Below are 24,647 nucleotides of genomic sequence, written 5' to 3' on the forward strand. Positions count from 1 at the left end.
GGGGCGATCCCGGACCTCCGGACGGAGCGGCAGGCCGTCCCGAGGAGCCCGGATCGTCCGGGCGGGACGTCGCGGCAACCGAGTGCCGTGCGCCTGGGCCGACCCGTGAACGCTGAAAGCAACGTCCGGAGGCCGTCATGCCAGAGCCCCTTTCCACCGAGTCCACCGCCTTCCGCAGCGCCCTCGACGTGATCCGGGCCGTGGAGCCCCGCGTCGCCGACGCCATCGGCCAGGAAGTCGCCGACCAGCGCGACATGCTGAAGCTGATCGCGTCCGAGAACTACGCCTCCCCGGCCACCCTCCTGGCCATGGGCAACTGGTTCAGCGACAAGTACGCCGAGGGCACCGTCGGCCGCCGCTTCTACGCCGGCTGCCGCAACGTCGACACCGTCGAGGCCCTCGCCGCCGAGCACGCCCGCGAACTGTTCGGCGCCGAACACGCCTACGCCCAGCCGCACTCCGGCATCGACGCCAACCTCGTCGCCTTCTGGGCCGTCCTCGCCGCCCGCGTGGAGGCCCCGGCGCTCGCCAAGGCCGGCGTGCGCAACGTCAACGACCTCACCGAGGCCGACTGGGCCGAACTGCGCCAGGCCTTCGGCAACCAGCGGATGCTCGGCATGTCCCTGGACGCCGGCGGCCACCTCACGCACGGCTTCCGCCCGAACATCTCGGGCAAGATGTTCGACCAGCGCTCGTACGGCACGGACCCCGCCACCGGTCTCATCGACTACGAGGCCCTGCGCGTCTCCGCCCGCGAGTTCAAGCCGCTCATCATCGTCGCCGGGTACTCCGCCTACCCCCGCCTGGTGAACTTCCGGATCATGCGGGAGATCGCCGACGAGGTCGGCGCCACCCTCATGGTCGACATGGCGCACTTCGCCGGCCTGGTCGCGGGCAAGGTCCTCACCGGCGACTTCGACCCGGTCCCGCACGCCCAGATCGTCACCACCACCACGCACAAGTCGCTCCGCGGCCCGCGCGGCGGCATGGTCCTGTGCGACGAGACCCTCGCCGAGCAGGTCGACCGCGGCTGCCCGATGGTCCTCGGCGGCCCGCTGCCGCACGTCATGGCCGCCAAGGCCGTCGCGCTCGCCGAGGCACGCCGCCCCGAGTTCCGCGACTACGCGCAGGCCGTCGTCGACAACTCCCGTGCCCTCGCCGAGGGGCTGATGCGCCGGGGCGCCACCCTGGTCACCGGCGGCACCGACAACCACCTCAACCTCATCGACGTCGCCGGCTCCTACGGCCTGACGGGCCGCCAGGCCGAGTCCGCGCTGCTCGACTCGGGCATCGTCACCAACCGCAACGCCATCCCCGCCGACCCGAACGGCGCCTGGTACACCTCCGGTATCCGCATCGGCACCCCGGCGCTGACCACCCGCGGCCTCGGTGCCACCGAGATGGACGAGATCGCCGGTCTCATCGACCGCGTCCTGACCGCGGCGGAGGCGGGCACCACCGCCAAGGGCGCGCCGTCCAAGGCGCAGCACGTGCTCGACACGAAGATCTCCGACGAGATCGCCCACCGCGCGAGCGACCTGCTCACCGGCTTCCCGCTCTACCCGGAGATCGACCTCGGCTGACCCTCCGCGCCACACCGCGCCGGGGCCGGATCCGTCCGGCCCCGGACGGTCATCGGACGGTCATCCGACCTCGACCAGTTCCTTGCGCGGCTCCGGCAGCGGCTCGGCGTTCCCGGTACTCCCGGCGTTCCCGGCGTTCGCCAGCCGGACCTTCGCGCGGCGGACGAACCACGTGGCGCCGGCGCCGAGGGCGACGCCCGCCGCGAGTCCGGGCACCGCCCAGGCCGCCGGGTCCGGCTCCACCAGCACGGCGGAGGCGGCGGGCCCGGAGCCGAACAGTCTCTTCTCCTGCCTGAGCTGGTCGAGCACCGAGAGCGGCGCCCGGTGCCAGCGGAAGTCGCCGCCCACCAGGTCGGGAGCCAGGTCCGACCGCACCCACGGCTCGCCGTCCGCGGTGAGGAACACCTGGTCCTGGCGCTCGATGGCGACGTCACCTCCGGGACCCGTGACTCCCCAGATCACCGTGACCTCGGGAAGGGGAAGGTGGCCGTCCGCCCACTCGTCGGGCGTCTTCTTCGGCCCCGTGTACCGGGGGGACAGCAGCCGCCACAGCCGTCCGAAATCCGGATCGCCGCTGTGCAGGGTGGTCGTCCGTCCCGTGTCACCGGCGACGGTCAGGACGATGTCCGGGCTGTCGCCCGAGGAGGCCTGCGCGGCGGACTCCGCGCTCTCCCGGACCGCCGACGCGACCATCGGCGTGTTCGCCGAGGGGCCGGCCAGGGCGGCGGGTGCCGCCGACACCACCACCGCGGCGGCCGCCACCGACGCGCCCACCACCGTGACCAGTTCGCGCAGCCCGCGCATGGAACCCCCAACCGGCCGGCGCTGAGCCGACCCGCACGCCGTTGTGCCGATTTCCGGGTGCGCCGACGGACCCGCCGGGGGTTCCCCTCGACGGCGACGTCCGAGCAGCGCTCCGCCCTGCCGAAACCGGCTACCTGGGCGGACCGGCATTCTCAAGCGCCGGTGACGCCGAAAGCACCCCCTCCCGGCGGAATGTCACCTCACCGTTGCACTTGCCTGACGGTGCGTGTTCGAAAGCCGCTCAGGTGAGCGAAATGGTCACCGTCTGTGTCGATGGTGTGGAGGTTCCGAGGGCGCGCTTCCGTGCGTCGCGGCGCCGGCCCGACCCGGTCCACTCACTTTCCGGCCAGTTCCGGAGCGGGCCCCGGTACCTGAGAGAATGGTGAACATGGCCTCTGACAGTCCTCGCGTGCTCTCCGGAATCCAGCCCACGGCGGGCTCGTTCCACCTCGGCAACTACCTCGGCGCCGTCCGTCAGTGGGTGGCCCTCCAGGAGTCCCACGACGCGTTCTACATGGTCGTCGACCTGCACGCGATCACGATTCCGCAGGACCCCGCGGACCTGCGGTCCAACACCCGGCTCGCCGCCGCGCAGCTGCTCGCCGCCGGTCTCGACCCCGAGCGCTGCACGCTCTTCGTCCAGAGCCACGTCCCCGAGCACGCCCAGCTCGCCTGGGTCATGAACTGCCTCACCGGCTTCGGCGAGGCCTCCCGCATGACCCAGTTCAAGGACAAGTCCGCCAAGCAGGGCGCCGACCGCGCGAGCGTCGGCCTCTTCACGTACCCGGTCCTCCAGGTCGCGGACATCCTGCTCTACCAGGCCCACGAGGTCCCGGTCGGCGAGGACCAGCGCCAGCACATCGAGCTGACCCGCGACCTCGCGGAGCGCTTCAACGGCCGCTTCGGCGAGACGTTCAGGATCCCGAAGCCGTACATCCTCAAGGAGACGGCGAAGATCTTCGATCTCCAGGACCCGTCGATCAAGATGAGCAAGTCGGCGTCGACGCCGAAGGGGCTCATCAACCTGCTCGACGACCCGAAGGTGACCGCCAAGAAGGTCAAGAGCGCCGTCACCGACACGGACACCGTCATCCGGTACGACGCTCAGGAGAAGCCGGGCGTCAGCAACCTCCTCACCATCTACTCCACCCTCACCGGCACGTCGATCGCCGCGCTGGAGCAGGAGTACGAGGGCAAGATGTACGGCGCGCTCAAGACGGACCTCGCCGAGGTCATGGTCGACTTCGTGACGCCGTTCCGGGAGCGCACCCAGCAGTATCTGGACGACCCCGAGACGCTCGACTCGATCCTGGCCAAGGGCGCCGAGAAGGCGCGCGCCGTGGCCGCGGAGACGCTGTCCCAGGCGTACGAGCGGGTCGGATTCCTGCCCGCCAAGCACTGACGGCCGGGGCCGCCGCCGTCGGCGGGGCCGTTGCCCCGGCCCCGCGACGGCGCTCAGCCCCTACCACACCACCTTCGGCAGTCAGTACGAGACGAGCGCGACACTCCTACGACGGCCGATTGCGGGTCATACCGCCGTACAGTCGGATGCGGGGCGGGCCGAGCGATCGCCCCTCCCACGCGCAGCACCACCGAACAGCCCTGACCATCGACAACGACAGGAGACGACGTGGGGACCGTAACGATCGGCGTGTCGATCGCGGTCCCGGAGCCTCACGGCAGCCTGCTCCAGGAGCGGCGCGCGGGCTTCGGCGACCCCGCGGCTTGCTGCATTCCCACGCACGTCACCCTGCTGCCGCCGACCGAGGTCGAGGAGTCGGCGCTGCCCGCGATCGAGGCGCACCTCGTCGAGGTCGCGGCCGCCGGGCGCCCGTTCCCGATGCGGCTGTCCGGCACGGGCACCTTCCGTCCGCTGTCCCCGGTCGTGTACGTCGCGCTCGCCGAGGGCGCAGAGGCCTGCACCTGGCTCCAGAAGCAGGTCCGGGACGTCTCGGGCCCCTGCGCCCGTGAGCTGCAGTTCCCGTACCACCCGCACGTCACCGTGGCGCACGGCATCGACGACGCGGCCATGGACCTCGCCTTCGAGGCGCTGTCCGACTACGAGGCCGCGTGGCCCTGCACCGGATTCGCGCTCTACGAGCAGGGCGGCGACGGTGTGTGGCGCAAGCTCCGCGAGTTCGCCTTCGGCGGCGCCGTGGTGCCCCCGCAGGCCACGTCGCCCGAGCGGGACACCACCCTGCCGGCGCTCTAGAGGTCCCTGTCGGCGCTCTAGAGGATTCCGCCGGGGCTCGGCGGCCCCGGCGGGCGCGGCGTCTCAGACCGGCAGCCGCCTGAACACCGCCCGGGGCGTGTGCCGCAGCGCCGACATGACCATCCGGAGCGCCCCCGGCACCCACACCGTCTCGGAGCGGCGCCGCAGCCCCAGTTCGATCGCCGCGGCCACCGCCTCGGGAGTGGTCGACAGCGGGACCTCGGGCAGATGCGCCGTCATCCGCGTACGGACGAATCCGGGGCGTACGACCATGACGTGCGCGCCGGTGCCGTGCAGGGCGTCGCCCAGGCCCTGCGCGAAGGCGTCCAGGCCCGCCTTGCTGGAGCCGTAGATGAAGTTCGAGCGGCGCGCGCGTTCGCCCGCGACCGAGGACAGCACCACCAGCGAGCCGTGTCCCTGCGTCTGCAGCGCCCGCGCGCACACCAGGCCCGAGGACACCGCGCCCGTGTAGTTCGTCTGCGCGACCCGGACCGCCGCGACCGGCTCCTTCTCGTCCAGGGCCTGGTCGCCGAGCACCCCGAACGCCATCAGCACCATGTCGATGTCACCCTCGGCGAACACCTTGCCGAGCACGGCCTCGTGGGACTCGGGATCCAGGGCGTCGAAGGCGAGGGTGCGGACCTCCGCGCCGAGCCCTCGCAGCCGCCCGGCCGCCTCCTCCAGGGCGGGCGTCGGCCGTCCGGCGAGCCACACCGTGCGGGTGCGCCGGGCGATCATCCGGCGCGCGGTGGCCAGCGCGATCTCGGACGTGCCGCCGAGGACCAGCAGGGACTGGGGGGTTCCGAAGGCGTCCTTCATGACAGCTAGCTCCTAGAGACGGGGAACCGGAGGGGCGTGCGGGAACGGGCGCTCCGCGGGCCGGTGGCGGGGTGAGGCGGGGGCCGGTGACGGGGTGGGGCTTGGGTCCGGGACCGGGACCGACGCGGGGCGCTCCGCGGGGCTCTACAGGCCGAGGCGGCGGGACAGGTCCGAGGTGAAGACGCCCCGCGGGTCCAGCTCCCGGCGCAGCGACCGGAACGCGCCGAGCCGCGGGTACATGGCGTCCAGCAGTTCGGGCCGCAGCCGCGCGTCCTTGGCGAGGTAGACGCGCCCTCCGGCTCCCGCCACCTCCTCGTCCAGCTCGTCGAGGAAGGCGCCGAGGCCGGGCAGGCCCGCCGGGATGTCCAGGGCCAGGGTCCAGCCTGGCACGGGGAAGGACAGCCAGCCCGGATCGCCCTCGCCGAAGCGTTTCAGGACGGCGAGGAAGGACGGGCAGCGGCGTTCGGAGATGCGCCGCACGATCCGGCGCAGGGTCTCCTCCCGGCCGTGTCCGACGACGAACTGGTACTGCACGAAGCCGCCGCGCCCGTAGACGCGGTTCCAGTGCGGCACCCCGTCGAGGGGATGGAAGAAGGCCGGGATCGGCTGGAGTTCGCCGGTCCGCGCGCGGGGGGCCTTGCGGTACCAGAGTTCGTTGAACAGGCCGACCGTCGTCCGCCCGAGGAGCCCTTCGGGTACGAAGGCGGGGGCCGCCGGCAGACGCGAGGGGCGGAACGCCAGCGGGTGTCTGCGCGCCCGCGGGGGCAGCGCGTCCAGCGGCGCGTGATCGCCGCGGGTCAGGACCGCGCGCCCGGTGCCGGACCCACGGGCGAGGAGGTCGATCCACGCCACCGAGTAGCGGTAGCGGTGGTCGGTGGCGGTGAGACGGGCCATCAGGTCGTCCAGGTCCACCGCGCGTTCGGTGTCGACGGACATCAGGGCGCTCTCGACCGGCTGGAGACGGACGGTCGCCGTCAGGATCACGCCGGTCAGGCCCATGCCGCCCGCCGTGGCGTCGAACAGAGGGGTGCCGCGCCCGACCGTCCTGATCTCGCCGTCCGCCGTCAGCAGCTCGAAGGACAGGACGTGCCGGGCGAAGGAGCCCGACACGTGATGGTTCTTGCCGTGGATGTCCGCGCCGATCGCGCCGCCCACGGTCACGTAGCGGGTCCCCGGAGTCACCGGTACGAACCAGCCGAGGGGGAGCAGGACCTCCATGAGGCGGTGCAGGGACACCCCCGCGTCGCACAGGACCGTGCCGCCGCCCGCGTCGATGGCGTGGATCCGGTCCAGGCCCGTCATGTCGAGCACCGCCCCGCCCGCGTTCTGCGCGGCGTCCCCGTAGGCCCGTCCGAGCCCCCGGGCGATCCCGCCCCGCGCCCCGCACTCCCGGACGGCGGCCGCCGCCTCCCCGTAGGTGCGCGGACGCACCAGTCGGGCGGTGGTCGGGGCGGTGCGGCCCCAACCCGTGACGGAGACGGAGTCGGCAGGCATGACCGTGACCGTAGCGCCGCCGGGGGTGCGCATCGGGGCAATCTACCCAGCGCTCCCGGCTCCTCACCGAAATGGGTGATTAATGGGATGTCGTCCGAGATTGCCGTAGTTCTGTGGCGGCTCCCTAGAAGAGTGGCCTCACATGGACGACCTTGACGACCGTGACGAGACGGATCGGCGGCTTGACGGCACGGACCGTCCACCGGACGACATGGACCGCAGACTGCTGTCCGCACTCCACGCGTACGGAGGGAACCCGCGCGTCGCGGCTCTCGCGCGCACCCTGTCCTGGAGCGGCGAGCACGGCGCCCTGTGGCTGGCCGCGGGGCTCGCCGGAGCGGCCGCCGACCGCGGGCGGCGCGGCGCGTGGCTGCGCGCGACAGCGCTCACCGCGGGCGCGCACCTCGCCAGCATGGGCGTGAAGCGGATCGTGCGCCGCCCGCGCCCCACGCACGTGGCGCCCCGCGTGCGCACGGCCGGACGGCACTCCTTCCCCAGCTCGCACGCGGCCTCCGCCACCGCCGCCGCGGTGGCCTACGGCACGCTCGGCGCGTACGCCGTCCCGCCGCTCGCCGCCGCGATGTGCCTCTCGCGCCTCGTCGTCGGCGTCCACTACCCCACGGACGTCGCCGCGGGCGCGGCCCTCGGCGCCGCCGCGGCCGGACTGGGCGCCCGCTGGATCGGGGCCGGCCATGACTGAGCGCACGGCGCTGCTGGAGCGCACCCCGGCCCTCGCCCCGCCGCCACGGAGCCTGAGCGGGTCACTCCGGGGCCTCGTCAGAACCGCGCGCCCCCGCCAGTGGGTGAAGAACGTGCTCGTCGTCGCCGCCCCGGCCGCCGCCGGCCGGCTCTTCTCGCAGCACGCGGCCGCTCAACTCGCCTTGGTCTTCGTCCTGTTCACCGCCTGCGCCGCCGCCGTTTACCTGATCAACGACGCCCGGGACGCCGCCGCCGACCGCGCCCACCCCCACAAGCGTCACCGCCCGGTCGCCGCCGGTCAGGTCCCCGTACCGGCCGCGTACGCCGTCGGCGGCGCCCTCGCGGTCCTCGCGCCCGCGGCCGCCGCCTGGCTCTGCTCGGCGTCCGTCTGCGCGCTGCTGACCGCGTACATCGGCATGCAGCTCGCGTACTGCGTCAGTCTCAAGCACGTCCTCGTCGTCGATCTCGTCGTCGTCACGACCGGCTTCCTGATGCGGGCCATGATCGGCGGCCTGGCCCTCGGCATCCCGCTCTCGCGCTGGTTCCTGATCACGACCGGCTTCGGGGCGCTGTTCATGGTCTCGGCGAAGCGTTACTCCGAGGCCGTGCAGATGGCGGGGAAGGCGGGAGCCACGCGCGCGCTGCTCACCGAGTACACGACCGGCTACCTGCGTTTCGTCTGGCAGCTCGCGGCCGGGGTCTCCGTCCTCGGGTACTGCCTGTGGGCCCTGGAGGAGGGCGGGGTGCCGGACAGCGGACTGCTGCCGTGGCGTCAGCTCTCCATGGTCGCCTTCATCCTGGCCGTCCTGCGCTACGCGGTCTTCGCCGACCGGGGCACCGCGGGCGAGCCGGAGGACGTGGTCCTGCGCGACCGTCCGCTCGCCCTCATCGGCCTGGTGTGGCTGGCCATGTACGGGCTGGCCGTGGCCAACTGGTGAGCGTCACCGAGGACCGGCCGGGCCCCGGCCTCCTCGCCGCTCCCGGCACGGACGCCGGCACCGACGCCGGTGCGCCCACCGCCCCGGGGGCCGTCGGCGAACAGGCGGCGGCCCCCGCGGCGGCTCGCCCCCGCGAGCGGTTCCTGCGGGAAGTCCTCGGCTTCGCCGCGGTCGGCGCCCTCGCCTACGCGGCCGACCTCGGGCTGTTCGTCTGGCTCCGCGGCCCGGTGGGTCTCGGTCCCCTGACGGCCAAGGCGCTGTCCTTCCTCGCGGGCTGCTCGGTGGCCTACGCCGGGAACGCCCTCGGCACCTACCGCCACGCGGCGGCCCGGGGCCCGCGGCAGTACCTGGTCTTCTTCGCGGTCAACATCGCGGGAGCGCTGGTGCAGCTGCTGTGCGTCGCCGTCAGCCACTACGGGCTCGGCTTCACCTCGCCGGGGGCGGACACGGTCTCCGGTGCGGGAATCGGCATGGCGCTCGCGACGGTCCTGCGATTCTGGGGTACCCGGTCACTGGTTTTCCGAGGCGAGGGCAGAGTCGGATCATGGACTGGCTGAAAAAGATTCCCGGCGTGGGACCTTGGGTCGTACGCCTCATGGCCACGCACGCGTGGCGTTCGTACGAGCGGCTGGACCGCGTGAAGTGGACGCGGCTCGCCGCGGCGATGACCTTCATCAGCTTCGTCGCGCTGTTCCCGCTGCTGACCGTGGCCGCGGCGATCGGGGCCGCCACGCTCAGCGCGCAGCAGCAGAAGGACCTCCAGGACAAGCTCGCCGAGCAGGTGCCGGGCATCTCCGACCAGCTCGACATCAACAGCCTCGTCCAGAACGCCGGCACGATCGGGCTCGTCGCGGGCGCCCTGCTGCTGGTCACCGGCATCGGTTGGGTCGGCTCCATGCGGGAGTGCCTGCGCGCGGTCTGGGAGCTGCCCGACCCCGAGGAGAACCCGCTTCTGCGCAAGCTCAAGGACGGGGGAGTCCTCGTCGGTCTCGGCGGCGCCGTGCTCCTCACCATCGCCGTCTCCACCCTCGCGTCCACGGCGATGGGCTGGTCGGCGCGGCACATGGGCCTCGACGAGCAGAGCTGGGGAACCACGCTGCTCCAGGTCGTCGCCTTCGCGGTGGCCGTGCTCGCCGACTTCCTGGTCCTGCTGTACGTCCTCACGCTGCTGCCCGGCGTGGAGCCGCCGCGCCGCCGGCTGATCGTCGCCGCGCTGATCGGCGCCGTCGGGTTCGAGCTGCTGAAGCTGCTGCTCAGCGGCTACATGCGGGGGGTCGCGTCGAAGAGCATGTACGGCGCCTTCGGCGTGCCGATCGCACTGCTCCTGTGGATCAACTTCACCTCGAAACTGCTCCTGTACTCGGCCGCCTGGACGGCGACACCCAGCGAGGGCCAGGACGAGGAGGCGGCCGGCGAGGGCGAACCGGCGGCACCGGACGGGCCGGACGGACCAGAGGGACCGAAGGGGCCGGACGGACCGCCGGAACCGGTGGGCTCCGAGGGCGGGGACCGGGGTGACCCGGGGGCTCCGAGGAGCGCGAAGCAGGGACCTTGAGGCGTGTCCGCGAGGTCGTGCCGTCCGCCGCCGGGCGGGCGGGACTTCGCCGACACGCCCCGGTCCCCGGTGTTCAGCGGCGGCGGCGCATCAGGTCCGGCAGCGGCCAGCGGCGGTTGACGAGGAAGACGCCCGCCCCGAGCAGGGCGAGGCAGCCGCCCACCACACCGAGCGCGATGCCGATCCCGCTCGAACCGCCCTTCGCCGCGGCGGCGGCCGCCACCGGCTTCGTGGAGGCGTGCGCGGTGCCCGAACCGGAGCCCGTGCCCGGGCTCGACCCGTCCGAGGCGTTCGCGCCCGGCTGAGCCGTGGTGTCCACGCCCTTGGGCGCGACCAGTTCGCCCACCGGCTCGACCTTGTCGGCGGCCTGGAACCCCCAGTCGAGCAGCTGCGCGGCCTCCTTGTAGACCTCGTTGTGCTCCTTCTTCTCCGGGTTCATGACCGTGACGAGCAGCACCTTGCCGCCGCGCTCGGCGACACCCGTGAAGGTGGCGCCCGCGTTGGTGGTGTTGCCGTTCTTCACGCCGGCGATGCCCTGGTACGGGGTGATGTCCGTGTCACCGGACAGCAGCCGGTTGGTGTTGCGGATCTCGGAGGACGCGCGGGCGGACGTGCCCTTCTTGTTCCCGGCCGTCGTGCCGGGGAAGGTGGCCCGCACCGTCGAGCAGTACTCCCGGAAGTCCTTCTTCTGGAGCCCCGAACGGGCGAACAGCGTCAGGTCGTAGGCGGACGACACCTGGCCCCTGGCGTCGTAGCCGTCCGGGCTCACCACGTGCGTGTCGAGGGCCTGGAGGTCGTCCGCGTGCGCCTGCATGTCCTTGACGGTCTCGGGGACGCCGCCGTTCATCGCGGACAGCACGTGCACGGCGTCGTTGCCGGACTTCAGGAAGACACCGAGCCACAGATCGTGGACGGTGTACGTCTCGTTCTCCTTTATGCCCACGACGCTGGAGCCCTCGCCGATGCCCTTCAGCTCGGAGGGGGTCACCTTGTGCGAGGTGCTCCCCGGGAACTTGGGCAGCACGGTGTCGGCGAACAGCATCTTCAGCGTGCTCGCCGGTGGCAGCCGCCAGTGCGCGTTGTGCGCGGCCAGGACGTCGCCGGACTCGGCGTCGGCGACGATCCAGGAGCGGGCGGTGACGTCCCCGGGCAGGACGGGGGCGCCGGCGCCGAGCTTCACCTGGTTGCCGGGCCGGCCCAGCAGCTCGCCGCCCAGGCTCGACATGTTCGCCGGGGGCGTGGCCGATGGGGAGGCCGAGGGGCTTGCCGTCGGGCTCGCGTCGGTGGTGTCCGCGAACGCGGGCGCGGCGAGGGAAACGGTCAGCAGTGTGGAAGAAGTGATCAACAAGGATCGTCGAATGGTCTTTTTCGAGGCGGGCACGATCGAGAAAGTACAGGGGTTGTGACCGGAATACCCGTCACCGTTCGGGGGAGCCGCCTCGCCCTCTCCACCCCGGCGCCGGACCACGGTGGGCGACGGCGATACTGAACGCATGAAGCTCAGCCGCCCCGTGTCCTGGTTCCTGCTCGCCTTCGGGGTGTGGAGTTGGGTCATTTGGGTCACTTTCGCTAAGAATCTCTGGCAGGACGCCAGTGGGCTCGCGTTCGACGACGCGGGCGATCCGACCGCGTACTTCTGGGTGCATCTGACGCTCGCCGTCGTCTCGTTTGTCCTTGGGACGGTCGTCGGGGTCATCGGGTTGCGCGGCGTACGCGCTTTGCGCCAGACGTCATAACGGGGGATACGGCGTCATGGTCATCTTGTTCGTGGCGGTGGGCCTGGCCGTGCTGGCCGTGCTCGTCGGGCTGCACTGGTACGCCTGGCGCCGGCTGGTGCGGGACACCACGAGCGGGCCCGGACCGGCCCGCCGGCTGGGTACGGCCCTCTTCGTCGCCGGGCCGCTGCTGATGGTCGGCGCCCTGGTGGCCGAGCGCTCGGGCGCTCCCTTCGGGCTCCAGCAGGCGCTGGCCTGGCCCGGATTCCTGTGGATGCCGCTGGGTCTCTACCTCGTACTGGCACTGCTCGCCGGGGAACTGGTGCGACCGCTCCTGCTCCGCGCCCCGAGGCGCCGCGCCGCAGGACGTCAGGAGACCGGGGGAGCGGCCTCCCTCGCCGAGGTCGTCCCGACGGCCGCGGCCGAACGGACGGACGCGGCGGAACCCGCCGGGCCCGCGGAGGCGACGGAGCGGACCGAACCCGACGAACCCGCGGAGGCGACCGGACCCGCCCCGGCGGCGGGGTCCGGGGAAGCGGCCGGGGCCGTCCTCGAACCGTCACGGCGGCTGTTCGTCTCGCGGGTCGTGGCGGGTGCGGCCGCGGCCGCCGCCGTCGGGACCGTGGGCCACGGGACGTACGGCGTGCTGCGCGGTCCCAGGGTCAAGCGGGTCACCGTGCCGCTCGCCAAACTGCCCCGGTCCGCCCACGGCTTCCGGATCGCCGTCGTGAGCGACATCCACCTCGGACCGGTGCTCGGACGCGGATTCGCGCAGAACGTCGTCGACACGATCAACTCCACGCAGCCCGATCTGATCGCCGTCGTCGGCGACCTGGTCGACGGCAGCGTGAAGAACCTCGGCCCCGCCGCCGCACCGCTCGCCGGGCTGCGCGCCCGCCACGGGTCCTACTTCGTCACCGGGAACCACGAGTACTTCTCCGGAGCCGAGCAGTGGGTCCGGGAGGTGCGGGAGCTGGGCATCCATCCCCTGGAGAACGCGCGGACCGAACTGGCCTGGTTCGACCTCGCCGGTGTGAACGACCTCCAGGGCGAGAGCGAGGGGCAGGGACCCGACTTCGGCAAGGCGCTCGGAGACCGGGACACGACACGAGCCTGCGTGCTGCTCGCGCACCAGCCGGTGCAGATCCATGAAGCGGTACGCCACGGGGTCGACCTTCAGCTGTCCGGCCACACCCACGGAGGGCAGCTCTGGCCGGGCAACCTCATCGCGGCCGCCGCCAATCCGACGGTCGCCGGCCTCGACCGCTACGGCGACACACAGCTCTACGTCTCCCGCGGCGCGGGAGCCTGGGGGCCGCCGACCCGGGTCGGCGCGCCCTCGGACATCACGGTCGTCGAGCTGGCGTCGCGCCAAGCCTGAGAATCCCCTGTGAGGGGGGCGGAAAAGATCATTTTCGTCGGTCCTGAGCACTCTTCCCGATTCGCTTCCCCGGCCCAAACTCCTGTGATTAGGTGATCCGCGCCACTAAGGGAGTGGTGTGCGGGGCGCCTGGGGAGGGCACCGATGCGATCGGTTCGCTTATGGATGGTCGTGGCACTGCTCGTCGTGGCGGGCGTGGGGGTGGCCGGCTGGCAGCTCCTGCCGGCACGGGGCGACGACAGCCGCACCATCACGGTCGGCACGACGGACGCCGTCACCTCGCTCGACCCGGCCGGCGCCTACGACGCCGGATCCTGGGCCCTGTTCAGCAATGTCTTCCAGTCGCTGCTCACCTTCGAGCCCGGCGGCGCCAAGCCCGTCCCGGACGCCGCCAAGAGCTGCGCGTTCACCGACGCGGGCCTGCGCACGTACCGCTGCACACTCCGCGACGACCTGACCTTCGCGAGCGGGCGCGCGGTCACCGCCGAGGACGTGAAGTTCTCCTTCGACCGCGTCAGACGCATCAACGACGAGGTCGGGCCCGCCTCCCTCCTCTCCACGCTGGGCAGCGTGGACGCGAGCGGCCGCACCGTCACCTTCCACCTGTCCTCGCCCGACGCGACCTTCCCGTTCAAGCTGGCGACCGGCGCCGGGTCGATCGTCGACAGCACCCGCTACCCCCGGCGCAGCCTGCGCACCGGTAGCGACGTCGACGGCACGGGGCCCTACGTCCTGAAGTCGTACACCCAGAGTTCGAAGGCCGTCCTCGCCCCCAACCCCCGCTACAAGGGCGCCGTCGACGGTCTCGGCAGCCCCGTCGTCCTGCGCTACTACGCCAACTCGGACGCGCTGCAGGTGGCGTGGAAGGCGAAGCAGCTCGACGTCGTGGCCCGTCAGCTGCCGCCCGCCCAGCTCGCCGCGCTCTCGCCGAGCGACCCCGCGCAACGCGTCACGGAGGCCGACAGCGCGGAGACCCGCAACCTCGTCCTCAACGTGCGCGAGAGTTCGCCGCTGCACGACCGGCGGGTCCGGCAGGCCGTGGCCTCGCTGATCGACCGCCAGGAGCTCGTCGACCGGACGTACCGGGGAACCACCGACGCGCTGTACGGGCTGATCCCGGCGGGGATCACCGGGCACGCGACCTCGTTCTTCGACGCCTATCCGAAACCGGACCCCAAGAAGGCGCGGGCCCTGCTGACCGAGGCCGGCGTCTCCCTGCCCGTGCGCTTCACCTACGGGTTCGCCGAGGGGCGGGGTGCCGCGGGTGAGGAGGCGGCCGAGCTCAAGCGGCAGCTGGAGGCGGACGGACTCTTCAAGGTGACGACCGAGGGGTTCGAGTGGACCGAGTTCCAGAAGAAGTACGCGGAGGGCGGCCTGGACGCGTGGGCGGTCGGCTGGGTCGCCGACTACCCCGACGCGGACACCTTCGGCGCGCCGCTCGTCGGCACCGGCAACAGCATGAAGAACGGCTACACGAACAACGTCGTCGACCGTCTGATCAAGGAGACGCAGGACGACGCCGACCGCAGCCGCACGGCGGACGCGTTCCGGCGGCTCCAGCAGCGCGTCGCCGAGGACGTCCCGCTGGTTCCCCTGTGGCAGCGCAAGGACTACGTCATCAGCAGTGAGGACATCAGCGGCGGCCAGTACCTGTCCGACGGGACCGGCGTGTTCCGCCTCTGGCAGATGAAGTGGCTGTGACGGCGGCGCCGGGTCCCGGTCTAGGGGCGGGGAGTTGACCCGTACGCCGTCAGGAAGCGGTCGCGGAACGAGCTCATCTTCCACACCGGGGCGTCGTGATCGGGCTGGATCCCGTCCGTCCAGCCCCAGTCGGCGATCCTGTCGAGGACCTTCGGGTCCTTGGCGACGATCGAGACGGGCACGTCGCGGCTGGCGTGGTCGCCGCTGACCCGCGCTATCGGCTGGTGGTCCCCGAGGAAGATCAGCACGGTGTTCTTGTTGCCGTACTTCACCAGGTAGTCGATCAGGCTGGTCACCGAGTACGAGATCGCCTTGCCGTACTCCACCTTCGACTTCTGCGAGCTGGTGATGATGTCGGCGGGCTTCTTGCCCGCCTTCTCGATGGCCTCGTAGACCGAGCCGTCGCCGACCTGGTCCTCGGGGACCGTCTTCGGTATGGGCGCCCAGGGCTGGTGACTGGAGGTCAGGATGATCGTCGACATCAGCGGCTTGTCGTGCTTCCTGCTGTGCACCAGACGCTCGAACGCGGCCAGGGCGTACTGGTCGGGCATGGTCGACCAGCTGAACTTCGGCCCCTTGTACCCGAGGTGGAAGGCGTCGTAGAGCTTGTCGATGCCGTAGAAGTTCTGCTCGGGCCAGCCCTTCTGGATGCCCGGCATGACGCCCACGGTGTCGTAGTCGCCGGTCTTCTTGAAGGCGCTGATCAGGGAGAGATGGTTGCCGGCGGTCACAGTGCGGTAGCGCTGCTGGTTGTTGATCCACAGGCCCGACAGGAACGTCGAGTGACCGAGCCAGCTGCTGCCGCCGTACGTCGCGGAGGTGAGCCAGCCGCTCTTCGCCGCGAAACCGGCCCGGGTCAGCTTCGTGTTCTCCGCGGTCAGGGTCGCGTCGACGTCCGGTGCGATGGCCGGGTCCTCGACGGCGCTGCGGCCGTAGCTCTCGATGAACGTGACGATCATGTCCTTGCCGCGCAGATCGGTGAGCATCTCGTTCGGCGGCGTGTTCGCGAAGGCGTCCTTCTTGGAGATCTTGGCGAACTCGGCTTCGTCCCGCAGGGTCTTCCGTACCCGCGCCGCGCGCTCCTGGACGACCAGCGCGACGTGCTCGGAGGCGACGGGCACCCCGGTGTACTGCACGCCGAGCGTGGCGCAGGTGACCCAGGCCATGGCCAGGACCAGCGTCGTGCGGGTCGCCGTCCGGGTGTGCCCGGCCACCAGGTTGCCCAGCCGGACCACCGACAGCGTCATCAGGGCCAGGACGGCGATCACGAGCGCCACGGCCAGCGCCGCGATGCCGAGCGCGCCGCCGTGGCCGAACGTGTCCTCCAGGTACGCCTGCGCGTCGCCGAACAGCGACCAGTCGAGGACGACGTTGAAGCCGCGCCCGAGGTATTCGTTGAATTCGATGTCGAGGACGTTCAGGACGGTCAGTACGCCCAGGACCAGCCCGGCGGCCGCCGACACCGCGATCCGCGGCCGGCGGGGCAGGACGATCAGCAGCGCGGCACCGAAGATCGCCTCCACCGGCAGCCGCATGAACTCGGCCGGACGGAACTTGTCCGACTCGCTCGGCATGAGCAGCGCGAACAGCACGAGCGCGGCGGCGGCGAGGTTCGTGGTCCAGGCGAGGACGCGGGCGGCGACGGGACGCCGGTCCCGCCACCCACTTCCCCGGCCCCTCCCCGGCGGCTCGTCCACCGGGGGCTCCTCCCCGGTCCCGCCCTCGTCACCGCGGGCGGGAGCCGGGGCGTCGTCCTCAGGTGAGGGCGACGCCGAGTCCGTGGCGCCGACCGCTTCCGCGTCCTCCGCGTCCGTTGCGTCCACGCCGGTGCCGCCGGGCGCCTCGGTCCCGGTCGCGTCGGCGGCCGGTCCGTCCTCGCTCGCGTCGGGGGCCGTCCCGTCACCGGGGGCGGCTTCCGGCGGAGTCTCCTCCGGGGCGCCGGAACCGATCGAGGCGGCTCCCTCGGTCATGGTGACGTCAGGGGCCGCCCCGGCCGCTGCCTGTCCCTCACCCGAGGCGGCGGCGTCCTGATCGGTGCCGGTGCCGGTGCCGGTTCCGGTGCTGGTGTCCGCGTCGGTGCCCGGCGTCGGCTCGTCGCGCGGAGGCGTCTCGTCCGTGTTCGGCAGCTGTCGAGAGCTCGTGTTGAACGACAACCCGGCGGTCCTTCCGTGCGCAGCGCGGTGGTGGCGTGGCGGGCTTCTCGGAAGCGACCGAAGCGCCCTCATCGTGGTGTACGGGGCCACGGCAGCCCGTGTTCAACCGCCTCGGTCAGCTTCTGTCCAAGTCCGTCGGCGCAGGTCAGAGCGGTGCTGGAGAGGTCCCGGCCGTCACGCAGGACGCCCCGGCCCCACCGGCGCCGGGCGGCGGCCCCCCACCGACGTCGGCGACCTCACCCCACCGGCGGCGTCCACGGCCTCACCGCACATCGGCGTCCGCGGCCCCACCGCACCGACAGCGGCCCCCCGCATCGGCGGCGGCCCCCGCGCCGACGCGGCCCACAGCACCACCGGCGTCCGCGGCCTCATCGCGCCGGCGGCGGCCTCATCGCGCCGGCGGCGGCCTCATCGCGCCGGCGGCGGCCTCATCGCGCCGGCGGCAGCCTCACCGCGCCGGCGGCAGCCTCATCGCACCGGCAGTGTCACCGTCACCGACAGGCCCTCGCCCGGGGCCGTCCGTACCGCGACGCTTCCCCCGTGGGCCCGCACCACGCCTTCCACGATCGCCATGCCGAGCCCGCTGCCCGCGTTGCCGCCGGCCCGGAAGAAGCGGTCGAAGACGCGCGCCGCGTCCTGTTCCGTGAGCCCGGGACCCTTGTCCGCGACACACAGCCGCAGGACGCCGTCCGCACGCTCCAGACCGAGCCGCACGGGCACGTCACCGGGCGTGTGCGTGCGTACGTTGCCCACGAGATTGCCCAGCACCTGCCGCAGCCCCGATTCGTCGGCCTGCACGAGCAGGGTGCCGTCGGCTTCCACGGTCACCGGGCGGCCGGGCTGCTGGGCCCGCAGATCCGCGGCCGCGTCCCGTACGAGCCGGCTCAGGTCGACGTTCCGGAAGCGCAGCTCGGGCCGCTGGTCGAGGCGGGCCAGCGTGAGCAGTTCGTCGACCAGCCGGCCCATGCGGTCGGCCTCCCCGTTCATCCGGTCCCAGGCGCGCTTGCGCTCGACGGGGTCGGTCAGCATCCCCTTCTCGTAGAGCTGGAGGTAGCCGCGGATCGCCGCCAGCGGGGTGCGCAGCTCGTGTGAGGCGTCCCCGACGAACCGGCGGAGCTGGGCGGCGCTGTCCTCACGCGTCCGGTAGGCCGATTCGACCTGGTGCAGCATGGAGTTGAGGGCGAGCCGGAGCTGTTCGACCTCCTGGGTCGGATGCTGGCTGGAGGGGACGCGACGGGCCAGATCGCCCTCGGCGATGGCGGACGAGGTCTCCACCATGGCCTCCAGCGGCAGCATCCGGCGGCGCACGCTGAACATCGTCAGACACGCGAGGAGCGCCAGCAGCAGGGTGCCCACGGCGAGATCGAGCCTGAGCGCCTTCGCGATGCCCTTGTGGAGTCCGTCGGTCGAGCTGGCGAACAGGACGTAGGTTCCGTCGGTGAGCCGCGCCCCGGTCGCCCGGTAGTCGGCGCCGCGCACGCTGACGTCACGCGGGTCGGCGGCGCGGGCTAGGCCGCCGGGGTCGTCCACGGCGGCGGCGAACGCGCGCTGGGTGCCGGTGGGTTCGTAGCCGGCCACCTCGACGGCCCGGCCCTCGCGGTCCACGGCCGCGAAGATCGATTCCGGCTTCGAGGACTCGTCCGCGGCGGGTCCGATCCGCTCGTGCACGAACGCCAGGGCGCTCAGCGAGTCGATCTGGCGCATCGTGAGCTGTGAACCGCCCAGTGAGTCACGGGTCTTGAGGAGCTGGGCGTCCACCTGGTCGAGCAGGTAGTGCCGCATGCCCATCAGGCTGACGGCGGTCGCCACCACGATGCCCAGGGCCAGCAGCGCCACGTTCGCGATGGTGAGCTGGCCGCGCAGCGAGTGGATGCCGTGCCGGCGGCGCACGGGGCGGCAACCGGGTGGGACGGGCGCCTTCACGCGAGCCCGTATCCCACGCCCCGGCGGGTCTGGATCACCGGCGGGCCCAGCGGTTCGAGCTTGCGCCGCAGGTAGCTGATGTACGTCTCGACGACGGTCGATTCCGCGGGGTGTTCGTACTGCCAGACGTGGCGCAGGAGTTGCTCCTTGGGCACGATCCGGCCGCCGTTGCGCACGAGGAAGCGCAGCAGGGCGTACTCGGTGGGGGTGAGTTCGACCGTGGTGCCCGCGCGGTGGACGCGGTACGTCGTCTCGTCCAGTTCCAGGTCGCCGTAACGCAGGGGCGGCCGCTGCGGCAGGACGTCGCCCTGCCGGGTGCGGCGCAGGACGGCGGTGATGCGGGCGACGACCTCGTCGATGTTGAACGGCTTGGTGATGTAGTCGTCGCCGAAGCCGAGCGCGCCGACGATCTCGGCGGGCGCGTCCCGCGCGGTGAGGAACACGACGGCCAGGTCCGGCCGCCGCAGGCGCAGTTCGCGGCCGAGGGCCCGTCCGTCGCCGTCCGGGAGCATCACGTCGAGCAGGGCCGCGTCGGGGCGGGTGCGCTCGGCGAGGGCCAGGGCCTCGCGCACGCATCCCGCGGCCATCACCTCGAAGCCGTGGTAGCGCAGCGCGATGGTCAGGACGTCCGCGATGCTCGGCTCGTCCTCGACGACGAGCACGGTGGCTGCCTCGTGTGCGGTCATGTTCCCAGTATCGGCCGGGCTGTTGAGGGCGTGGGCCGTTCGCTCCTTGGAGTTCCTTGAGAGTCATGGGCGGGTCGTGTCCACTCGCGCGGGCGGCCGCGAATCCTGGTGACCAGGACCCGGGGGAACCGACCGACTGAGGAGAGTTGAACGTGGCGGCATTGGCACGGTGGTGCTATCGGCACCGGCTGGTGGTCCTGTTGCTGTGGGTGGGCGCGCTGTTCGGTCTGGGCTTCGCGGCGACCACCGCGGGCACGGACTACGCGAACGTGTTCTCCCTTCCGAACACGGACTCCAAGCGTGCGTACGACCAGATGGAGAAGGCCTTCCCGGACAGCGCGGGGGACACCGACACGGTGGTGTGGAAGGTCGCGGACGGCACGGCCCGGGACGCCTCCGTGCGCGACCGGATGCAGCCCGTGCTGGACGAGATCGCGGGCATGAAGGGTGTGGGCCAGGTCGCGGGCCCGTACGAGGGCGAGCGGGGCGCCGCGCAGATCAGCCGTGACGGCACGATCGCCTACGCCCAGATCACCTTCACCGAGCAGGCGAACGCCGTACCCAAGGAACTGGTGCAGGACGTCGTCGACACCGCTCAAGGGGCCGAACGGGCCGGACTCCAGGTGGAGTTGGGCGGTCAGGCGATCCAGCGGGTGCAGGAGCCGCCGACCGGGCTCGCCGAGATGGTCGGCATCCTGGCCGCGGCGGTCGTCCTCTTCTTCGCCTTCGGTTCACTGTTCGCCATGCTGCTGCCGATCGGCATCGCGATCTTCGGCGTGGGCACGGGGCTGTTCTCCACGCAGTTGCTCAGCCACGCCACGGACATCCCGGACCTGGCACCGCTGCTGGCCACCCTGATCGGTCTCGGTGTCGGCATCGACTACGCGCTGTTCATCGTCACCCGGCACCGGCGCGGTCTTCTGCGGGGCCTGGCGCCCGAGGAGTCGGCGGTCGTCGCCCTCAACACCTCGGGCCGCGCGGTGCTGTTCGCGGGCGGCACGGTGTGCATCGCGCTCGCGGGCATGCTCGTGACGAACCTCCGCTTCCTGGACGGCGTGGTCATCGGCACCTCCCTGACGGTCGTCTTCAGCGTGCTCGCCGCCACCACGCTGCTGCCCGCGCTCCTCGGTGTCCTCGGCACCCGGGTGCTCAGCCGCCGCCAGCGGCGCAAACTGGCCGAGCGGGGCCCGGAGGAGGAGCGGGCGAGCGGGGCCGCGGCCCGCTGGTCGATGAGCGTGCAGCGCCGTCCCCGTACCATCGCCGCGCTCGCGCTGGCCGTGATGGCGGTTCTCGCGATCCCCGTCCTGTCGCTGCGCCTCGGCGCCACCGACCAGGGCAACGACGACGGCGCGACCACCACCCGGCAGGCCTACGACCTGCTCGCCGAGGGCTTCGGACCCGGCTTCAACGGCCCGTTGCAGGTGGTCGTGACCGCCGGTGCCACGGACGCGCTGGCGAAGAGCATCAAGGGCACGCCAGGGGTCGCCGCGGTCGCCGCGCTGCCGCCCGCGGGCGGTGTGACGGTGATCCAGGTGGTGCCGACGACGTCACCGCAGTCGGTGCGGACGGACCGGCTCATCGACACCCTGCGGGACCGGGTGATCCCGGACGCCGGGGCCACGGCCCATGTCGGCGGTGTCACCGCCGTGTCGAAGGACTTCGCCACGATCACCGGCGACCGGCTGCCCTGGTTCATCGCCACGATCATCGGGCTCGGCTTCCTGCTCCTGCTGATCGCCTTCCGTTCCCTGGTGGTCCCGCTGACGGCCGCGCTGATGAACCTGATCGCGGCCGCCGCGTCCTTCGGCGTCCTGGTCGCGATCTTCCAGTGGGGCTGGGGCCTGGAGCTGCTGGGCCTCGGCAAGGAGGGTCCGATCAACGCCTTCCTGCCCGTCATCATGCTCTCGCTGCTGTTCGGCCTGTCCATGGACTACCAGGTGTTCCTGGTGAGCCGCATGCACGAGGAATGGGTGCACACGAAGGACAACGCGCGCGCGGTGCGCGTCGGGCTGGCCGAGACCGGCCGGGTCATCAACTCGGCCGCCCTGATCATGGTGTGTGTCTTCCTCGCCTTCGTCCTCAGCGGTGACGCGGGAGCGGCGATGGCGGGTGTCGGCCTCGCGGCCGCCGTCGCACTGGACGCCTTCATCCTGCGGACGGCGCTGGTGCCCGCCGCGATGCACCTGCTCGGCGACTCCAACTGGTGGCTGCCAGCGTGGCTGGACAGGCGGCTGCCGCACCTGGCGGTGGAGCCCGCCGAGGAGCCGTCGAAGGACGCGGCGCCGGACGGCGGCGGTGCCTCGGCCGTGCACGGTTTCGTGCGTGACGCGGAGGGCGGGCCCGTCGACGGGGCGGTCCTCACGCTGCTGTCCAAGGGGGGCAGGCAGCTCGACCGGGTGACCTCGCTGGCCGACGGTTCCTACATCGTCTCGGTGCCGGCCCCGGGGACGTACCTGCTGTCGGCGACGGCCCGTTCGTACGCGGCGCGGGCCCAGCACGTCGTCGTGGCCGGGGAACCGCTGGTGCACGACGTGGAGCTGGCCCAGGGAGAGGTGGACGCCGACGCGGTCAACTGAGGCCGCCGGAGCTGCCGGACCGTCCCGGCGCACGGGGGCGCCCGCCTCGGCGGGTGCCCCTCAGTCCGTGTCCGCCGCCGGTCCGGCGGGGCCCCGGTCCGTCTTCTTCGCCGGGTCCGGCAGGGCCTTCGTCATGCCCGGCAGGAAGTCCGTGAACAGCTCGTGCACCTCGTGGACGAGGGGCCGCAGCAGCCGGAAGCGGGCCAGCGAGACACCGCGCGCCGTCAGACGCGCGCCGCGCTCGGCGAGCCGGTAGCTGCGCTCGCGGCTCTCCGTACGGTCGAAGACCCAGTACAGGACGAGGCCCATCTGGGAGAGCCACATCAGCTCGGGCAGCACCTCCCGCAGTTCCTCCGGCACCTTGGTCTTCGCGCCGGCCAGCACTTCCTTGTGGACGCTGATCGCCTCGCGGCGGGCGTGCTCGGACTCGGGGGAGAAGGGGCTGAGCGGACTGTCCGGGTCGGCGGCGTTCTTGAAGAACTGCACGGCGAACTCGTGGTAGGGCGTGGCGATGTCCAGCCACGCCTTCAGGACGCCGCCGAGCCGGGCCTCCAGATCCGTCTCGCGGTCCAGCACCTCCCGGACCGCCTCCTGGTGTTCGGCGGCGATCCGGTCGTAGAAGCCCTGGATCAGGTGCTCCTTGCCGGCGAAGTAGTAGTACGCGTTGCCGACGGAGACCCCGGCCTCCTGGGCGATGGCTCGCATCGTCGTCTTGTCGTACCCCCGCTCCTGGAAGAGCCGCATCGCGGTCTCCAGGATCAGGGCCCGGGTCTGTTCGCTCTTCGCCGGGCTCTTCGCCTCCTTGCCCGGGGACTTGGCGGGCTCGGGGGCCGTGGTGGGCTCGGAGGACCCGGCGGGCGCGGGGCTGTCTTTCGGTGCTGGCACGGGACGAGCCTAACGACTGGGAAGCGTCGTACATCCGCCGCTGTCACAGGCCGGTGGCTCGAAGGTCCATCCGGTGGTCGGGTGGTAGCTCCAGCCGTCGCCCCACTCGTACGCGCCGCCGCCCCAGTGCCGGGACCACTGCGCCCCGCGCCACTTGGCGGCGGCGAGGGTCGCGCCCCTGGCCAGCCGGGCACCGGCGGGCGTGCTCAGCCGGTGGGCCAGCGGCCGGTGGTCGCGCAGCGCCCACAGGGTGACGATCCAGGCGGCGGCTCCCTGGTAGACCTGTCCGGCGTCCCCGACGACGGTGATCTCGTCCAGGGTGGCGCGGTGGTCGAGCCGCGGGTAGCGCCGGGCGGCCTCCTCGGAACCGGCCGGCACGAACCGCAGCGGTACGAGCTGCGCCTGCCCGGCCAGCCACTTCTTCAGGAAGGCGCACAGCGAGCAGCGCGCGTCGTAGAGGACGGTGAGCCCGAGGACCGGGACGCTCGCCGCGTCCCGGTCCCCGGTGGCCGCTGCGGCGGTCACCGGTCTCACATCCCGGCCGCGGGGGCGGCCCAGTCGGTCGGCCGCACCGGCGGCGTCTGCTCCCGCTCCATGACCCCCCGCCGCCGGATCTTGTTGAGGACGTAGACGTTGCCCAGGTGCATCACGCCGAGGACCAGCAGGACGACGCCCAGCTTGGTCGACAGGGCCTCGAAGATCTCGCGGGCGTTGGAGATCTCGTCGCTCTGGTGCAGATAGAGGGCGACGAAGCCGAGGTTGACGAGGTAGAAGCCCACCACCAGCAGGTGGTTGACGGCGTCGGCGAGCTTCTCGTTGCCGTGCAGGACGTCCGACAGGAAGATCCGCCCGTTGTGGCTCAGCGTGCGCGCCACCCAGACCGTCAGCGCGATGCTGACCAGCAGATAGATGACGTAAGCGACGACTGTGAGGTCCATGTCCCCACCCCTTCTTGAACGCGTTCAAAACGCTGTCTGAGATGAATGTAGACCTCCTTTTGAACATGTTCAAGTCGGATCCGAGGTGAGTGGACGCCCCGGATCCGGGGCGAGTGGATCCTGGGCTACCCCCGGGCTCCACGGGCCAGTTCGGGCCGCTTGGTGTAGTCCGTGAAACCGATGACGTTGCCCCAGGGGTCGGCGATCTCGACGGTCCAGCCGGTGGCGCCGGAGAAGGGCTCGTCGAGCGCCTCGATGCCCGCGGCGGCCAGCGAGCGGGCCGCGTCGCGGGCGTCCGGCACCTCCACCCACAGGCGCGGCGACGCCCACGGCGGCGGCCGGTGGCTCAGCTCCCCGTCCAGCCGCAGCAGTACTCCGGGCGTCTCCTTGCCCACCTTCAGCACGGCGATCCCGGCCTCGTCCAGGCGGAACGCCGGCGGGAACCCGGCCCGCTCGTAGAACCCCACGGCCTCGCCGATGTCCCCGACGGGCAACAGCACGTTGTCGACCCCGAGCAGCTCGCCCGGCTCGCGTGACACTTCATCTGACATGGCATCAGATTAGGAGGGGGGCGCGGTGCCGCCC

The 24,647-nt window shown here is 72.1% G+C and carries 22 protein-coding genes; 11 read left to right on the forward strand and 11 right to left on the reverse strand.

What is annotated here, in order from left to right:
* The first annotated feature begins 137 nt into the window (after positions 1-137).
* Positions 138-1,583: a glycine hydroxymethyltransferase gene (locus ACFYYF_RS06890; protein ID WP_361676410.1), complete on the forward strand. Its 1,446-nt coding sequence runs from the start codon at positions 138-140 to the stop codon at positions 1,581-1,583.
* A gap of 60 nt (positions 1,584-1,643) precedes the next feature.
* Here ACFYYF_RS06890 and ACFYYF_RS06895 read toward each other — a convergent pair whose 3' ends face one another.
* Positions 1,644-2,387 carry a hypothetical protein gene (locus ACFYYF_RS06895; RefSeq protein ID WP_388772179.1) on the reverse strand — a complete coding sequence of 248 codons (744 nt, stop codon included), beginning with the start codon at positions 2,385-2,387 and terminating at the stop codon, positions 1,644-1,646.
* A 388-nt stretch (positions 2,388-2,775) separates the two neighbouring features.
* Here ACFYYF_RS06895 and trpS point away from each other — a divergent pair, with 388 nt between their 5' ends.
* Together trpS and ACFYYF_RS06905 are read left to right on the forward strand one after the other, a co-directional pair.
* Complete coding sequence (gene trpS, locus ACFYYF_RS06900) at positions 2,776-3,789, forward strand: tryptophan--tRNA ligase (protein ID WP_388772181.1); 1,014 nt, start codon at positions 2,776-2,778, stop codon at positions 3,787-3,789.
* Between the two features lie 228 nt (positions 3,790-4,017).
* On the forward strand, positions 4,018-4,599 hold the full coding sequence (locus ACFYYF_RS06905; RefSeq protein WP_361676401.1) for a 2'-5' RNA ligase family protein: 582 nt from the start codon (positions 4,018-4,020) through the stop codon (positions 4,597-4,599).
* A gap of 63 nt (positions 4,600-4,662) precedes the next feature.
* Here the strand turns inward: ACFYYF_RS06905 and ACFYYF_RS06910 are convergent, their stop codons facing one another.
* Positions 4,663-5,418, reverse strand: a complete 756-nt coding sequence (locus ACFYYF_RS06910; RefSeq protein WP_388772184.1) for a decaprenylphospho-beta-D-erythro-pentofuranosid-2-ulose 2-reductase — start codon at positions 5,416-5,418, stop codon at positions 4,663-4,665.
* Positions 5,419-5,562: 144 nt separating this feature from the next.
* A complete protein-coding gene (locus tag ACFYYF_RS06915; protein ID WP_388772186.1) occupies positions 5,563-6,912 on the reverse strand; it encodes an FAD-binding protein in 1,350 nt (449 codons plus the stop codon).
* A gap of 211 nt (positions 6,913-7,123) precedes the next feature.
* Between ACFYYF_RS06915 and ACFYYF_RS06920 the strand changes: the two genes are divergently transcribed.
* From ACFYYF_RS06920 to ACFYYF_RS06935, 4 genes are all read left to right on the forward strand, one after another.
* Positions 7,124-7,612 (forward strand): phosphatase PAP2 family protein, encoded by a 489-nt coding sequence (locus tag ACFYYF_RS06920; RefSeq protein WP_388772961.1) that lies wholly within the window; start codon positions 7,124-7,126, stop codon positions 7,610-7,612.
* Positions 7,605-8,549 carry a decaprenyl-phosphate phosphoribosyltransferase gene (locus tag ACFYYF_RS06925; protein ID WP_388772189.1) on the forward strand — a complete coding sequence of 315 codons (945 nt, stop codon included), beginning with the start codon at positions 7,605-7,607 and terminating at the stop codon, positions 8,547-8,549. The genes ACFYYF_RS06920 and ACFYYF_RS06925 overlap by 8 nt, the downstream gene beginning before the upstream one ends.
* 143 nt (positions 8,550-8,692) lie before the next feature.
* Positions 8,693-9,106 carry a GtrA family protein gene (locus ACFYYF_RS06930; protein ID WP_388772964.1) on the forward strand — a complete coding sequence of 138 codons (414 nt, stop codon included), beginning with the start codon at positions 8,693-8,695 and terminating at the stop codon, positions 9,104-9,106.
* Positions 9,094-10,104, forward strand: coding sequence for a YhjD/YihY/BrkB family envelope integrity protein (locus tag ACFYYF_RS06935; protein WP_388772191.1), 1,011 nt, complete (start codon positions 9,094-9,096; stop codon positions 10,102-10,104). The genes ACFYYF_RS06930 and ACFYYF_RS06935 overlap by 13 nt, the downstream gene beginning before the upstream one ends.
* Before the next feature lie 73 nt (positions 10,105-10,177).
* Here ACFYYF_RS06935 and ACFYYF_RS06940 read toward each other — a convergent pair whose 3' ends face one another.
* On the reverse strand, positions 10,178-11,485 hold the full coding sequence (locus ACFYYF_RS06940; protein WP_361676386.1) for a D-alanyl-D-alanine carboxypeptidase: 1,308 nt from the start codon (positions 11,483-11,485) through the stop codon (positions 10,178-10,180).
* A 112-nt stretch (positions 11,486-11,597) separates the two neighbouring features.
* Here ACFYYF_RS06940 and ACFYYF_RS06945 point away from each other — a divergent pair, with 112 nt between their 5' ends.
* From ACFYYF_RS06945 to ACFYYF_RS06955, 3 genes are all read left to right on the forward strand, one after another.
* Positions 11,598-11,840, forward strand: a complete 243-nt coding sequence (locus ACFYYF_RS06945) for an SCO4848 family membrane protein (RefSeq protein WP_361676383.1) — start codon at positions 11,598-11,600, stop codon at positions 11,838-11,840.
* Positions 11,841-11,856: 16 nt separating this feature from the next.
* Positions 11,857-13,200 carry a metallophosphoesterase gene (locus ACFYYF_RS06950; protein ID WP_388772194.1) on the forward strand — a complete coding sequence of 448 codons (1,344 nt, stop codon included), beginning with the start codon at positions 11,857-11,859 and terminating at the stop codon, positions 13,198-13,200.
* Between the two features lie 144 nt (positions 13,201-13,344).
* Positions 13,345-14,901 (forward strand): ABC transporter substrate-binding protein, encoded by a 1,557-nt coding sequence (locus ACFYYF_RS06955; protein ID WP_388772197.1) that lies wholly within the window; start codon positions 13,345-13,347, stop codon positions 14,899-14,901.
* 20 nt (positions 14,902-14,921) lie between these two features.
* On the opposite strand, the gene ACFYYF_RS06960 is transcribed toward ACFYYF_RS06955, so the two are convergent.
* From ACFYYF_RS06960 to ACFYYF_RS06970, 3 genes are all read right to left on the reverse strand, one after another.
* Positions 14,922-17,054 (reverse strand): sulfatase-like hydrolase/transferase, encoded by a 2,133-nt coding sequence (locus ACFYYF_RS06960; RefSeq protein WP_388772198.1) that lies wholly within the window; start codon positions 17,052-17,054, stop codon positions 14,922-14,924.
* 468 nt (positions 17,055-17,522) lie between these two features.
* Positions 17,523-18,944 (reverse strand): sensor histidine kinase, encoded by a 1,422-nt coding sequence (locus ACFYYF_RS06965; RefSeq protein WP_388772201.1) that lies wholly within the window; start codon positions 18,942-18,944, stop codon positions 17,523-17,525.
* A 29-nt stretch (positions 18,945-18,973) separates the two neighbouring features.
* Entirely contained in the window at positions 18,974-19,663 is a 690-nt protein-coding gene (locus ACFYYF_RS06970; protein ID WP_361676369.1) for a response regulator transcription factor, read from the reverse strand.
* Between the two features lie 161 nt (positions 19,664-19,824).
* Here ACFYYF_RS06970 and ACFYYF_RS06975 point away from each other — a divergent pair, with 161 nt between their 5' ends.
* Positions 19,825-22,239 carry an MMPL family transporter gene (locus ACFYYF_RS06975; protein WP_388772967.1) on the forward strand — a complete coding sequence of 805 codons (2,415 nt, stop codon included), beginning with the start codon at positions 19,825-19,827 and terminating at the stop codon, positions 22,237-22,239.
* A gap of 60 nt (positions 22,240-22,299) precedes the next feature.
* Here ACFYYF_RS06975 and ACFYYF_RS06980 read toward each other — a convergent pair whose 3' ends face one another.
* The 4 genes from ACFYYF_RS06980 to ACFYYF_RS06995 form a co-directional block, all read right to left on the reverse strand.
* The gene (locus tag ACFYYF_RS06980; protein ID WP_388772969.1) at positions 22,300-22,983 is read right to left on the reverse strand and encodes a TetR/AcrR family transcriptional regulator; all 684 of its coding nucleotides are present in this window, start codon (positions 22,981-22,983) and stop codon (positions 22,300-22,302) included.
* A gap of 150 nt (positions 22,984-23,133) precedes the next feature.
* A complete protein-coding gene (locus ACFYYF_RS06985) occupies positions 23,134-23,649 on the reverse strand; it encodes a thiol-disulfide oxidoreductase DCC family protein (protein WP_388772204.1) in 516 nt (171 codons plus the stop codon).
* 5 nt (positions 23,650-23,654) lie between these two features.
* Positions 23,655-24,062: a hypothetical protein gene (locus ACFYYF_RS06990; RefSeq protein ID WP_365480581.1), complete on the reverse strand. Its 408-nt coding sequence runs from the start codon at positions 24,060-24,062 to the stop codon at positions 23,655-23,657.
* A 125-nt stretch (positions 24,063-24,187) separates the two neighbouring features.
* The gene (locus ACFYYF_RS06995) at positions 24,188-24,613 is read right to left on the reverse strand and encodes a VOC family protein (protein ID WP_365480578.1); all 426 of its coding nucleotides are present in this window, start codon (positions 24,611-24,613) and stop codon (positions 24,188-24,190) included.
* Between the last annotated feature and the right edge of the window lie 34 nt (positions 24,614-24,647).

Origin of the sequence: Streptomyces sp. NPDC001914 (assembly GCF_042891215.1) — a bacterium.
Lineage (GTDB): Bacteria > Actinomycetota > Actinomycetes > Streptomycetales > Streptomycetaceae > Streptomyces.